Raw genomic sequence first — 13,041 nt, 5'->3', positions numbered from 1 at the left:
CATGTACGACGTGCCCAAGGAGATCGAAGTCCGCGAGGAAGGCCCGCTGCGGTTCATCACCCTGAACCGCCCCGAGGCGCTCAACGCCGTCAACGACTCCCTGCACACCGGCCTCGCCAAGCTGTGGCCGCAGCTCAGCGAGGACCGGAACGCCCGCGCGGCCGTCCTCACCGGCGCCGGGAAGGCGTTCTCGGCCGGGGGGGACTTCACCTACCTCAAGGAGCTGCGGGACGACCCCGAGCTGCGCGCCTCCACCATCGCGCACGGCCGCGACCTGGTGCTCGGCATGGCCCGCTGCCGCATCCCGGTGGTCGCCGCCGTCAACGGCCCGGCCGTCGGCCTCGGCTGCAGCCTCGTCGCGCTCAGCGACGTCGTCTACATGGCCGAGAACGCCTACCTCGCCGACCCGCACGTGCAGGTCGGCCTGGTCGCCGCCGACGGCGGCCCCCTCACCTGGCCGCTGCACACCAGCCTGCTGCTGGCCAAGGAGTACGCCCTCACCGGCGCCCGCATCCCCGCCGAACGCGCCGTCCAGATGGGCCTGGCCAACCACGTCGCGGCCGACCCCCTGGCCGAGGCGACGGAGTGCGCGGCGAAGATCGCGAAGCTGCCCCGCCAGGCCGTTGAGAGCACCAAGCGCCTGCTCAACCTCCAGCTGGAGCGCGCCGTCCTGGCCACCCTCGACTTCGCGATGACCGCCGAGCACCAGTCGTTCCAGACCGACGACTTCGCCGCCATCATCGAGAAGCTCACCAAGGGCAAGGGCTGACCCGGTGGCCGAGGACCCCCTGGCCGCGGCCCGCGCCATGCGCCGCGCCGTGCTCGGCGACGCCTACGTCGACGGCGTCACGGCCGACCCGGACGAGGCGGGCCGCGAGTTCCAGGACTACATCACGTCGATGGCCTGGGGCGTCTGGGCCAGGGAGGGAGCCCTCACCTCCCGTGACCGCAGCCTGCTCGTCCTGGCGATGACCGCGGCCCTGGGCCGCGTGGAGGAGTTCCGCCTCCACGCGGCCAGTGCCCACCGCGCCGGCGTCACCGACGAGGAGCTCGACGAGCTGCCCTTCCAGCTCGCCGCCTACTGCGGAGCCCCCGCCGGAGTCACCGCGAAACGCATCCTCCGCGAGCTGCGGGCAGCCCGGGAGGAGGCGTGACGACGACGGTCGGTTTCGTGGGACTGGGGAACATGGGCGGCGCGCTGGCGGCGAACGTGGTGCGGCATGGCCTCCCCCTGGTCGCCTACGACGCCGCCGGGCCCGAACGCGTCCCCGAGGGCGCGGTCGCGGCCGGAAGCGTCGCCGAGGTCGCGAGAGAAACCGGCGTGGTGGTGCTGAGCCTGCCCGACGGCAGGACCTCCGGCCAGGTGATACGGGAGATCGCCGCGGTCGAGGGCCTCGCGGTCACCCATGTCATCGACACCTCCACGATCGGCGTGGCCGCCGCCGAGGTGAACGCGGCACTCCTCGCCGCACACGGCGTCTCCTACGTCGACGCCCCGGTGTCCGGCGGCCCCGCCGGGGCCAGAGCCCGCACGCTCGCCGTCATGTACTCGGGGACGGACGAGGCCTGCGCCGGTGCCGAGCCGGTGCTGGCCGCCCTCACCGACCGGCTCCACCGGGTGGGCGACCGCGCGGGCCCCGCCCAGGCCCTGAAGCTGGCCAACAACTTCCTCGCCGCCACCGCGCTCGCCGCGACCAGCGAGGCCGTCGCCTTCGGCGTCGCCGCGGGCCTGGACATGGGCACGATGCTCGAGGTCCTGAACGCCTCCAGCGGCCGCAACTCGGCCACCGGCGACAAGTTCCCGAACCACGTGCTCACCGGCACGTACGCCGCGGGCTTCGGCAACACCCTCATGGCCAAGGACGTGCGCCTCTACCTCGACGCCGTCGCCGAACGCGGCGGAGCGACGGAGATGGGCGAGGCCGTCACGTCCCTCTGGGAAAGATTCGCGAAATCGGAGCCTGGCACCGACTTCACCCGGATCTACCCCTTCATCGACCGTTCGTAGCGGTTCCCGCCCTTCCTCACCCTTCAGGGAACCGGGACGAACGGTACGGCCGGCCCGGGAGCACCGCTCCTGGGCCGGTCTTGACACATTCGGGTACACCACGGATTGTCGACCTGTAGTGTGCGGAGCGTGAAGTACTTCAACACGACCGGTCCCTGCCGGGAGGACGAGCACTACATGCTCCCGCCGGAGCCCCGGCTGCCCGAGGCGCGGGAGTACATCGAGCGGGGAAACTACTTCGTTCTCCACGCTCCCCGTCAGTCGGGGAAGACCACCGTGCTGGAGACGTTGGCTCGAACGCTCAACGCCGAGGGGGAGTACGTCGCCGTCTCGTTCTCTTGCGAGACGGCGCAAACGGCGAAGACGTTCGAGGACGCGGAGGCCCGGCTTCTCGGAAGCATTGCGGAGGCCGCCGAGGACATGGAGCTCGCGCCGGAGCTCCGCCCGCCCGATCCGTGGCCGGACGCGGTACCGGGCAACCGGCTGCGCAGGGCGTTGCGGGACTGGGCGGTCCGCTGCCCTTTCCCGCTGGTCCTGTTCTTCGACGAGATCGACACCTTGACCGGCGACAACCTGGTCAGCGTCCTGAGCCAGTTGCGTGACGGTCATCGGAACCGTCCCCACAGATTCCCCCATTCCGTGGTGCTGTGCGGTCTACGGGACGTCCGAGACTACAAGGCCGCCCCGGGTGGCGATCCTGAGCGGTTGGGGAGCTCGAGCCCGTTCAATATCAAGGTCGACTCCCTTCGCCTCGCGGACTTCACCTATGTGCAGGTGACGGAGCTGTACGAGCAGCACACGGAGGCCACCGGCCAGAAGTTCACCCCCGAGGCGGTCCAGCGTGCTTTCGAGGCGAGCCAGGGACAGCCGTGGCTGGTGAACGCGCTGGCCCGCGAAGTCATCGACAAGATGCGCGTGCCGGTGACCGAGCCGGTCACCGACAAGCACATGGAGACGGCCGTGGAACGCCTGATCGTCGCGCGTGCGACGCATCTGGACTCGCTGGTGGCCCGGCTGAACGAGCCGCCGGTCAAGCGCATCATCGAGCCGATGATCGCCGGTACCGTGCCCTCCGTCGACCTGGCCTACAACGACGACGCCTCCTACGCCCGCGATCTCGGCCTGATCAAGCTGAGCCGATCCCTGCAGATGGCCAATCCGATCTACCAGGAGGTCGTCGTCCGGGTCCTGACCGAGCAGATCGAGAACGCCATCCAGATCGATTCGCGGTCGTTCGTCACCTCGGAAGGACGTCTGGACTTCGAGCTCCTCCTGGAGGAGTTCACGGGATTCTGGAGCCTGCACGGTGAGATCATCTCCCGTGAGCACAACTATGCGGAGGCGGCCTGCCAGCTGGTGTTCATGGCCTGGCTGCACCGCGTCGTCAACGGCGGCGGCCTCATCGACCGCGAGTACGCCGTGGGCCGGGGCCGCATCGACATCCTCGTCCGCTGGCCGCTCCCCGACGGCACCGAGCAGTGGGAGGCCGTCGAGCTGAAGGTCCACCACAGGGGCCGCGCCGACCCGGAGACCCGAGGACTCGTCCAGCTGGACGGCTACCTGAGGCGCATGGGCCTGCCCTGCGGAACGCTCATCGTCTTCGACCAGCGCTCTCCCATGCCGACCATCACCGGCAGCAACGGCCCGTCCGGCCGCCCCGTCACCCTGGTCCGCCTCTGAACCCGGTTCACCGGGGCCGGGTCTTTCCCCACAGGCGTGCTGCCACCACCGCCAGGCCCGCGACCGACGCCGTCAGCAGCCAGATCGTGAAGGTCGGGTAGAGGTAGGCCAGCTGGATCCACATGGCGTCGCGGCCTCGGGCCAGCACGCGGTGGATCGGGACGAGCGTCAGGCACAACGCGAGCGGGGCGAAGTACGGCACCAGCCGCCACAGCTGCCATCCCGTGCGGTTCGTGGACCAGCGGCGGGCGCGGATCGTGCCCCGCACCGCGAGGCCGATGGTCACCAGGGTCAGCAGCACGAAGAACAGGTCGGTGAGGAGACGGGACAGCTGGGAGGGGGGAGACGGCGGAGTGCGGCCCTCGACGAGGGCGGTCAGGCCGGTCATGAGGTTCTGCGCGTCGGAGAAGAACATGCCGGTGCTGGCCATGACGGCGATGCCGTAACCCGAATCGGGCATCAGCAGCTGGTAGGCGGTGGAGGTGAACAGGTCGCCGCCGTGTTCGAGCACGGGGGTGCCGCTTTCGGTCTCCTCCAGAAACCAGCCGAGGGCGTATTCCTCGTTCTGCGCGGAGGGAGTGCGCATCTCCTTGACGCTCTGCGGGGACAGGATGCCGGAGTGCTGCGCGATCAGCCACCGGGCCATGTCGTCGGCGGTGGTGATGACCCCGCCGGAGCCGTTGCCGAAGCCGGTGGGCTCCGGCAGCGCGACGGCCCGGCCGAGGACGTACAGGTGGCCGCGGGCGCTGGCGGGCAGGTCGCGGTCGGTGTCGATCGTCGTGCTGTCGTGCATGCCGAGGGGCTCGAACACGTGCGCGTCCAGGTAGGCGGCGAACGGCTGACCGCTGACGACTTCGACGAGCCGTGCGGCGACCTGGTAGTTGGTGTTGTGGTAGCTGAAGACGGTCCCGGGGTCCGCGGCGAGCTTCGCCGTCCGGAGCCTGGCCACCGAGCCCTTGAGCGTTCCCGGCTGGGGTTCGCTCTTCTCGTGGAAGGCCGAGTCGGCCATGCCCGAGGTCTGGTGGAGCAGCTGCCGTACGGTGATCTTCGCGGCCCTGGGGTCGGCCATCGTGAACTCGGGCAGGTAGCGGCGCACCGGCTGGTCGAGGGCGACCTTCCCCTTCTCGACCAGCTGCATGACGGCCAGGGCGGTGACGGACTTGCTGACCGACGCCACCGCCATGGGGGTGCCCGCCGTCACGGGCTTTCCGGTGGCGGTACTGCCGTATCCGGCGGTGTGGACGACCTCGTTCCCCTTCGTGATCGCGACGGCGACGCCCGGCAACCCCGTGGCCTCGCGGTACTGCTCGACGTAGGCGTCTATCGACGCGGGGGTCGGCGCGGGAGCGGATGCGGAGACGGGTGGAGCGGCGCCGAAGAGCAGGGCGAGGGAGAACGAGGCGAGGGCGGTTCGGAGCATGAGCCGAAGCTAATGATCCGTCCCTACCCGGCACCATTGCGGGAATCCTGCCGGTTCATTACGGGAAACCGCTATGAACCCGCAGGTGGTGTGGTGCCTAGACTGCTGGACGTGTCAGGTCGACGTGGTGTGCGCACCCTGGTGGGAGTGCTGGCGGGCGCGGTCCTCGGCGTCGTCGAGCTGGTGTTCCTCTGCGCGGCCTGGCCCGCCCGCCTGGTCCCGGCGGCGCGGCCCGCCTGCGACCGGGGCGCGGAGCGGCTGCTGGCGCTCGAACGCGCCAGGCTCGCCGCCTGGCTGGGGCACCGGACGGCCGAGGGTGGCGGATACGGCTTCCTCGCCGTGCGCGCCACCGCGGGCCTGATGGCGGGGTACGCCGTGGCCGCCGGGCTCTTCCTCGGCTGCCTGCTCCTGTTCGGCGGGTCGCGGGACCTCCTCGTCGGCGGGAGCGAGTCCGTGCCGTTCGTCCTCCCGGGCGTGAAGGTGATCAGCAACGTCGGAGTCGTGGCGGTGCTGATGGGCGGGTTCCTGCTCGCCCTGGCCCTGGCCGGAGCCGTCGCCGTCGGCGCCGCGGAGCGTTCGCTGGCCGACCGCCTCCTGGGGCCGGGCAGCCCGGAGCGGATGCGCCGGCGCATCGCCGAGCTGACCGAGACCCGCTCGGACATCGTCCGCGCCGTGGACGACGAGCGGCGCAGGATCGAACGCGACCTGCACGACGGCGTCCAGCAGCGGGGCGTGGCACTGGCGATGCTGCTGGGCCGCGCCGAGCACAGCGCCGACCCGGCCAGGACCCGCGAACTGGTCGTCCAGGCCTGCGCCGAGTCGCGCCTGCTCCTGGACGAGCTGCGCAGCGTGGCCTGGCGGATCTACCCGACCGCGCTCGACGAGCTGGGGCTGCCCGCCGCGCTCGCGGGCATCGCCGAGCAGTCCGGCGTGCCGGTGACCGTGCGCTACGGGCTGGCCGGGCGGCCGGCTTCCTCGATCGAGACCGCCCTGTACTTCATCGTCCGCGAGGCGATCACCAACGCGGTCAAGCACGCGGACGCGCGTGCCGTCCTGGTCGTGGTGGACGAGGACGAGCAGACGGTGAGCGTGGCGGTCTCCGACGACGGGGCGGGCGGCGCCGACCCCTCCGGCGGCGGCCTGTCCGGGCTCGCCCGGCGCGTCCGGGCGCTGGACGGGACGTTCACCGTCGACAGCCCTCCGGGCGGCCCCACCCGGATCACCGCCGAACTGCCCAAGGAGGTCCCGTGCGGCTGATCCTGGCCGACGACTCGGTCCTGCTCCGCGAGGGCCTGACCCGGCTGCTCGCCGACGCCGGGCACGAGGTCACGGCCGCCGTCGGCGACGGGCGGGCGCTGCTCGAGGCGGTCGACGAGCGGCCGCCGGACGTGGCGGTGGTCGACGTGCGCATGCCGCCGACGCACACGGACGAGGGGCTGCGCGCGGCACTGGAGATCCGCGAGCGCCACCCGGGCGTCGGCGTGCTCGTCCTGTCGCAGTACGTGGAGAAGACCTACGCCGCCAGGCTCCTCGCGGGCGACGCCGAAGGCCTCGGCTACCTGCTGAAGGACCGCGTCTCGCAGGTGGCCGACTTCCTCGACGCGCTGGAGCGGATCCACGCGGGCGGCACGGCCTTCGACCCCGAGGTGGTCCGCCAGCTGATCCTGCGCACCACCCGCGCCGACCCGCTGAGCAGGCTGAGCCCGCGCGAGACGGAGGTGCTGCGGCACCTCGCCCAGGGCTGCGTCAACGCGGCGATCGCCGAACGCCTGCACGTGTCGCTGAGCACCGTCGAAAAACACATCAACGCGCTGATGGAAAAGCTCGAACTGCCGCGTGACCCCGGCTACAGCCGCCGGGTGCTGGCCATCCTGCGCTACCTCGACGCCTGACCCGCCGGACGGGGAGCCTCGCTCCGGAAGGCCGCCCGGTAGGAGCCGGGGGTGGTGCCGACGTGCCGGGCGAAGTGGTGCCGCAGGGTCTCCACCGAACCGAAGCCCGTCATCCGGGCGATCCGCTCCACCGGGAGGCCGGTCGTCTCGAGCAGTTCCCTCGCCCGCTGCAGCCGCCGGTCGAGGAGCCAGCGCGACGGCGTCGTGCCCGTCTGCGCGCGGAACCGCCGGGCCAGGCTGCGTGTGCTCATGTTCGCCGCGGCCGCGATGTCGGCGACGGTCATCGGCGTTCCGAGGTTGTCCTGCATCCATTGCAGGACCGGGCCGAGGCCCGAGGCGTCGCCGACGGGCTCGCGGTGTTCGATGAACTGGGCCTGGCCTCCGGCGCGCTGCGGCGGCATCACGATCATCCGCGCGGTCTCGGCGGCCACCGCCGCGCCGTGGTCGTCGCGCACCATGTGCAGGCACAGGTCGAGTCCCGCCGCGACTCCCGCCGAGGTCAGGATCCGACCGCCGTCGACGAACAGGACGGACGGGTCCACCTCGACCTCCGGACGCGCCTCGGCGAGCCGGCCGGCGAGCATCCAGTGGGTCGTGGCCCGGCGGCCGTCCAGCAGCCCCGCCGCCGCCAGCGTGAACGCGCCGGTGCAGATCGACGCGATGCGCGCGCCACCTGCCGCCGCCTCGCGCAGCAGCCTCAGGACCCTCGGCCGCGGCGGCCGGTCCGGATCGGCGCCCGGCACGATCACGGTGTCCGCGTCACGCGCGTCGGCCAGGCCGAAGCGCGAGGAGATCCGGAAGAGCTCACGCCCGGCGGCGGTCGCCGTCGTGTTCCGTTCGGCGCAGACCCGCAGCTCGTAGCCGGGTGCGATGGAGAAGACCTGGCAGGGGATCGTCAGGTCGAAACCGACGGTGCCGTCAAGGGCGAGTACCGCGACAACATGCATGTGGCCGGATCTTACGCATGATGGGCATTCCTGCCACTGTCCGCCCTGGTCGTGCCCTCGACATACTCGGCTCCGTTCGTCACTTTTCGAAAGGACCGACATGTCTCTTCACGTGTACACGGTGCTCTACGACGGTGTGGAGGAGCAGGATTTCGTCGGAACGATCGCCGCGCTGGGCGTCATGGACGGGGTGCGGTACACGTTTGCTGCGGTCGACGGCCCGGGTACGGTGACCGCCTCCTCCGGCCTCGAGATCGCGGTGCGCGAGCCGTGGGCGCCGCGGTCCGCGGACGTGGTCCTGGTGCCCGGCGGCGGCTACGGCGAGGGGTCCGCCCTGGACGAGCAGATCCGCCGCGGCGTCCTGCCGAAGGCGCTGGCCGAGGCCCGGCGTCCCGGCCTGATCATGGCGGCGGTGTGCACCGGCGCCATGCTGCTGTCCGCCGCCGGGCTGACCGAGGGGCGGCCCTGCACGACGCACCGCGTGGCCAAGGACGACCTGAGGGCCCAGGGCGGAACGGTCGTCGACGCGCGTGTCGTCGACGACGGCGACCTGGTCACGTCGGGAGGCGTCACCTCCGGCATCGACCTCGGCCTCTGGCTCATCGAGCGCCTCTACGGCGTCGACGCGGCCCTGCTCGCCGGAGCGGTCCTCGAACACGAGCGCCGCGGAACCGTCTGGCACCGTTCTTGACGCGGCGGCCGGGGTCCGCCGAGCGCGTCGGCGCGGTCCCGGCCGCCCGCTGTCACTTCGGGGGGAAGCGGAGGGCGCCGTCGAGGCGGATGACCTCTCCGTTGAGGTAGGTGTTCTCGACGATGTGGCAGGCGAGGGCGGCGTACTCCGCGGAGCGGCCCATGCGGCGGGGGTGGGGGACCTGGGGGCCCCAGTAGGCCTCGAGACGGTCGGCGTGCTGGCCGTAGGCGGGGGTGTTGAAGGTGCCGGGGGCGATCGTGACGACGCGGATGGCCAGGGGGGACAGGTCGCGGGCGGCGACAAGGGTCATGCCGACGACGCCGCCCTTGGCCGCGGAGTAGGGGAGCTGGCCGATCTGGCCCTCGTAGGCGGCGATGGAGGCGGTGTTGACGATGACGCCGCGCTCGCCGTCCTCGGAGACCTCCTGGCGGCCCATCGCGGCGGCGGTCAGGCGCATGACGTTGAAGACGCTGACGAGGTAGGACTCGAGGGTCGTGCGGAAGGCGTCCAGCGGCATGGGCTCGCCGTCCTTGCCGACGAGGCGGCCGCCTCCGGCCGGGCCGCCGTGGGTGTCCACCGAGACGCGGAAGGGGCCCTCGGCCTCCGCCGCGGCGATGGCCGCGCGGACGTCGTCCTCGCTGCCGGCGTCGGTGTGCAGGTAGCGGACGCCGAGCTCCTGCTCCAGCGCCTTGCCCTTCTCGTCGTTGACGTCGGCGACGACCACCTTGGCGCCCGCGGCGTGCAGCCGCCGGACGGTGGCCTCGCCCAGGCCGCCCGTGCCGCCGGCCACCAGTGCCGAACATCCCCTGATCTGCATTGGCGTTTCCCTCCCTTGCAACCGAAGCTCTTGGTTTGCGAGAATAGCATTCTCATGAATATCACCCTGATCCTTGACATGGCGGCATCGGCCGGCGACCGGCCGGTGGTGACGGCCGACGGCCGCACGGTGACCGCCTCCGAGCTCCTGAGCCTCGCGCGCTCCGCCGCCGACCGGTTCCGGGATCACCCGGCCGTTCTCTACCTGGGCACCAACCACCTGGCCTACCCCGTCGCGCTCTTCGGCGCGGCCATCGCGGGCGTGCCCTTCGTGCCCCTGAACTACCGGCTCGGCGACCACCAGCTGAACGGCCTGCAGGCCCGCCACCCCGGCGCCCTCGTCCTGCGCCAGGAGGACCTCGACGGACTGCTCGCACCCGCGGGCGCCCCGTCGCAGGCCGAGGCGCCCACGGACCCGGACGCCGTGGCGGTCCTGCTCTACACCAGCGGCACGACGTCCGAGCCGAAGGCGGCGGTGCTGCGCCACAGGCACCTGCTCGCCTACGTGATGAACACCCTGGAATTCGCGTCGGCCGACGCGGACGCCGCCGCCCTCGTGGCGGTCCCGCCGTACCACATCGCAGGTCTGGCGAACCTCCTGACCAACGTCTACACCGGACGCCGTGTCGTCTACCTGGCGGCGTTCCAGCCCGACGAATGGCTGGAGACCGTCCGGCGGGAACGCGTCACGCACTCCCTGGTGGTGCCGACGATGCTGGCGCGCATCGTCGACGCGGTGGAAGGCGACGACGCCGCGACGCCGACCCTGGCCAGCCTCGCGTACGGGGGCTCGCGCACCCCGCTGCCCGTCCTGGAACGGGCGCTGAAGGTCTTCCCGAACACGGGATTCGTCAACGCCTACGGCCTGACCGAGACGGCCTCCTCGATCGCAGTCCTCGGACCCGGCGACCACCGCAAGGCCATGACGTCGGACGACCCGGCCGTGCGGGAGCGCCTCGGCTCGGTGGGACGCCCCGTGCCCGGCGTGGAGTTCCAGATCCGCTCCGAGGACGGCGAGGTGCTCGGCGCGGGCGAGACCGGCCTGGTGTACGTGCGCGGCGAGCAGATCTCCGGCGAGTACAGCGGCCGGAGCGTCCTGGACGCCGAGGGCTGGTTCTCCACCCGCGACCGCGGCCGCCTCGACGCCGACGGCTACGTGTTCATCGAGGGCCGTGCCGACGACACCATCATCCGGGGCGGCGAGAACATAGCCCCCGCCGAGATCGAGGACGTGCTCCTGACCCACCCGGGCGTCGGCGAGGCCGTGGTGATCGGGGTGCCCGACACCGAGTGGGGCCAGCGGATCGTCGCCTTCGTCGTGAGCGGCACCGATCCCGCGACCGAGGAGGAGCTCAAGCGGTGGGTCAGGGACCGGCTGCGCTCGTCCAAGACCCCCGACACCATCGTGTTCCGCGACGACCTGCCCAAGACCGACACCGGGAAGCTGCTGCGCCGCACCCTGCTGGCCGAGATGGAGAAGACCCATGCCTGAGGCAGTCATCGTTTCCGCACTGCGCACCCCCGTCGGCACCGCCTTCAAGGGGACGCTGCGCGACACCACCGCCTACGACCTGGCCCACCACGTCCTCACCGCCGCCGCCTCCGGGCTCGACCCGGCGCTGATCGACGACGTGATCCTGGGCGAGGGCCTGTACGGCGGCGGCGTCGTGGCCCGGCACGCCGCGATCACCGCCGGGCTCACCTCGGCGGCGGGCCAGGCGCAGAACCGGCACTGCGCCGCGAGCCTGACCGCCGTGCAGAGCGCCGCCGCGAGCATCCGCGCGGGCATGGACGAGCTGATCATCGCCGGGGGGGTGAACTCCTCCTCCACCTCGCCGAAGTTCCGGTTCCGCTCGGGCGAGGACTGGATCGACCCGTGGCACCCGCCCACCCACCCGAACCGCCCCGACGCCCCCAACCTCGACATGTCGATCACCGTGGGCTGGAACGCCGCGGTCAAGGCGGGCGTGACCCGCGAGGAGATGGACGCCTGGGCGCTGCGCTCGCACCGCAACGCCGTCCGCGCCATCGACGAGGGCCGGTTCAAGGAGGAGATCCTCCCGATCGAGACCCCGTACGGCCTCTTCTCCGTCGACGAGCACCCGCGCCGCGAGACCAGCCTGGAGAAGCTCGCCTCCCTCCGGCCGCTCCACCCGGAGATCGAGGGCTTCAGCATCACCGCGGGCAACGCCGCCGGGGCCAACGACGCCGCCTCGGCCCTGGTCGTGGCGAGCGACCGCCTGGGCCTGCCCGCCCTGGCCACCGTCCGCTCCTGGGCGTCCGTCGGCGTGGACCCCGCCGAGACCGGCCTCGCCCCCGTGAAGGCGATCCCCAAGGCCCTGTCCCGCGCCGGCCTGCAGCTGTCCGACGTGGACCTCTTCGAGATCAACGAGGCGTTCGCCGCCATGTGCGTCGCCACCATCGGCATGCTCGGCATCGACCCGGAGAAGGTGAACGTCAACGGCAGCGGCTGCTCCCTCGGCCACCCCGTCGCCGCCACCGGCGCCCGCATGCTCACCACCCTCGTGCACGAACTGCGCCGCCGCGGCGGCGGCGTCGGCGTCGCCGCGATGTGCGCGGGCGGCGGCATGGGCTCCGCCGCGGTCATCGAGGTCCACGCCCCGTGACCCCGCTGCTCCCGCCGGGCCGGACCGGGGCCTTCGCACCCCGGCACCCGGCCCGGCCGTTCGATGAGGCGCCGTGAACATCCCCGAACTCCTCGCCGCCGCCCGCGGCGGATCCCTCCGCGCCACCGGGCGGCTGCTGAGCCTCGTCGAGGACACCCGCCGGGAGGAGGTGCTGACGGCCCTGGACCCGGCCGTGATCCGGGTCGTGGGCCTGACGGGCCCGCCCGGCGCGGGAAAGTCGACGACCGTGGCCGCCCTCGTCGGCGCCTACCGGGAGAAGGGCCTGCGGGTGGCGGTCCTGGCCGTGGACCCGTCCTCCCCCTACAGCGGCGGCGCGCTGCTGGGCGACCGCATCCGCATGGCCGCCCACACCACCGACCCCGACGTGCTCATCCGCTCCCTGGCCACCCGAGGCCACCTGGGCGGCCTGGCCGCCGCCGTCCCCGCCGCCGTCCGGGTGCTGGCCCACCTCTCCTACGACCTGGTCCTGGTGGAGACGGTCGGCGTAGGCCAGTCGGAGATCGAGATCGCAGCCGTCGCCGATCCAGTGGTCGTCGTCCTCACTCCCGGTGCTGGCGACGCCGTCCAAGCCGCCAAAGCAGGCCTCCTGGAGGTCGCCGACCTCCTGGTGGTCAACAAGGCCGACCGCGAAGGCGCCCGGCAGACCGTCCGCGATCTCCACATGGAGACCGACGCCCCCATCCTCACGCTGACGGCCGCCAAGGGCGAAGGCGTGCCCGAACTCGTGGACGCGATCGAGGCCCACCACCGCGCCGACACCCCGGCCCGCCGCAAGGCCCGAGCCCACGCCCAGATCCTCTCCCTGGCCCAGACCCGCCTCCGCACCCATCCGGAACTCGACCGCCTGGCCACCGCCGTGGCCGAAGGCCACCACGACGCCTACACCGCCGCCGAACTCCTCCTCCGCACCTCCTCCGGCAGGCCGGACTGAACGACGCT

At 72.2% G+C, this 13,041-nt stretch carries 13 protein-coding genes; 10 read left to right on the top strand and 3 right to left on the bottom strand.

What is annotated here, in order from left to right:
- Nucleotide 1 precedes the first annotated feature (1 nt).
- From C2865_RS33000 to C2865_RS32985, 4 genes are all read left to right on the top strand, one after another.
- Nucleotides 2-769, top strand: a complete 768-nt coding sequence (locus tag C2865_RS33000; protein WP_106402565.1) for an enoyl-CoA hydratase/isomerase family protein — start codon at nucleotides 2-4, stop codon at nucleotides 767-769.
- A gap of 4 nt (nucleotides 770-773) precedes the next feature.
- Entirely contained in the window at nucleotides 774-1,154 is a 381-nt protein-coding gene (locus C2865_RS32995; protein WP_198653774.1) for a carboxymuconolactone decarboxylase family protein, read from the top strand.
- The gene (locus C2865_RS32990) at nucleotides 1,151-2,008 is read left to right on the top strand and encodes an NAD(P)-dependent oxidoreductase (RefSeq protein WP_106402564.1); all 858 of its coding nucleotides are present in this window, start codon (nucleotides 1,151-1,153) and stop codon (nucleotides 2,006-2,008) included. Before C2865_RS32995 ends, C2865_RS32990 begins: the two co-directional genes overlap by 4 nt.
- A 129-nt stretch (nucleotides 2,009-2,137) precedes the next feature.
- On the top strand, nucleotides 2,138-3,688 hold the full coding sequence (locus tag C2865_RS32985; RefSeq protein ID WP_106402563.1) for an ATP-binding protein: 1,551 nt from the start codon (nucleotides 2,138-2,140) through the stop codon (nucleotides 3,686-3,688).
- A gap of 7 nt (nucleotides 3,689-3,695) precedes the next feature.
- Here C2865_RS32985 and C2865_RS32980 read toward each other — a convergent pair whose 3' ends face one another.
- Nucleotides 3,696-5,108, bottom strand: coding sequence for a serine hydrolase domain-containing protein (locus C2865_RS32980; protein WP_106402562.1), 1,413 nt, complete (start codon nucleotides 5,106-5,108; stop codon nucleotides 3,696-3,698).
- 111 nt (nucleotides 5,109-5,219) lie between these two features.
- On the opposite strand from C2865_RS32980, the gene C2865_RS32975 reads away from it, so the two are divergent.
- Both C2865_RS32975 and C2865_RS32970 read left to right on the top strand, forming a co-directional pair.
- Entirely contained in the window at nucleotides 5,220-6,365 is a 1,146-nt protein-coding gene (locus C2865_RS32975; RefSeq protein ID WP_232835934.1) for a sensor histidine kinase, read from the top strand.
- A complete protein-coding gene (locus tag C2865_RS32970) occupies nucleotides 6,356-7,000 on the top strand; it encodes a response regulator (protein WP_106402560.1) in 645 nt (214 codons plus the stop codon). Before C2865_RS32975 ends, C2865_RS32970 begins: the two co-directional genes overlap by 10 nt.
- Here C2865_RS32970 and C2865_RS32965 read toward each other — a convergent pair.
- On the bottom strand, nucleotides 6,985-7,947 hold the full coding sequence (locus C2865_RS32965) for a GlxA family transcriptional regulator (RefSeq protein ID WP_106402559.1): 963 nt from the start codon (nucleotides 7,945-7,947) through the stop codon (nucleotides 6,985-6,987). The genes C2865_RS32970 and C2865_RS32965 overlap by 16 nt on opposite strands.
- 100 nt (nucleotides 7,948-8,047) lie before the next feature.
- Between C2865_RS32965 and C2865_RS32960 the strand changes: the two genes are divergently transcribed.
- On the top strand, nucleotides 8,048-8,638 hold the full coding sequence (locus C2865_RS32960) for a DJ-1/PfpI family protein (RefSeq protein WP_198653773.1): 591 nt from the start codon (nucleotides 8,048-8,050) through the stop codon (nucleotides 8,636-8,638).
- A gap of 52 nt (nucleotides 8,639-8,690) precedes the next feature.
- Here C2865_RS32960 and C2865_RS32955 read toward each other — a convergent pair whose 3' ends face one another.
- Nucleotides 8,691-9,455 (bottom strand): SDR family NAD(P)-dependent oxidoreductase, encoded by a 765-nt coding sequence (locus C2865_RS32955; protein WP_106402557.1) that lies wholly within the window; start codon nucleotides 9,453-9,455, stop codon nucleotides 8,691-8,693.
- 54 nt (nucleotides 9,456-9,509) lie between these two features.
- Between C2865_RS32955 and C2865_RS32950 the strand changes: the two genes are divergently transcribed.
- From C2865_RS32950 to meaB, 3 genes are all read left to right on the top strand, one after another.
- The gene (locus C2865_RS32950; protein ID WP_106402556.1) at nucleotides 9,510-10,946 is read left to right on the top strand and encodes a class I adenylate-forming enzyme family protein; all 1,437 of its coding nucleotides are present in this window, start codon (nucleotides 9,510-9,512) and stop codon (nucleotides 10,944-10,946) included.
- Nucleotides 10,939-12,081, top strand: a complete 1,143-nt coding sequence (locus C2865_RS32945; RefSeq protein ID WP_106402555.1) for a thiolase family protein — start codon at nucleotides 10,939-10,941, stop codon at nucleotides 12,079-12,081. Before C2865_RS32950 ends, C2865_RS32945 begins: the two co-directional genes overlap by 8 nt.
- A gap of 73 nt (nucleotides 12,082-12,154) precedes the next feature.
- On the top strand, nucleotides 12,155-13,033 hold the full coding sequence (gene meaB, locus C2865_RS32940; protein ID WP_106402554.1) for a methylmalonyl Co-A mutase-associated GTPase MeaB: 879 nt from the start codon (nucleotides 12,155-12,157) through the stop codon (nucleotides 13,031-13,033).
- The last annotated feature ends 8 nt before the right edge of the window (nucleotides 13,034-13,041 follow it).

The organism is Actinocorallia populi, assembly GCF_002995495.1.
GTDB classification, from domain to species: Bacteria; Actinomycetota; Actinomycetes; order Streptosporangiales; family Streptosporangiaceae; genus Actinocorallia; species Actinocorallia populi.
Note: the sequence above shows the minus strand (reverse complement) of the source record. Positions and strands in the feature narration are given on the sequence as shown.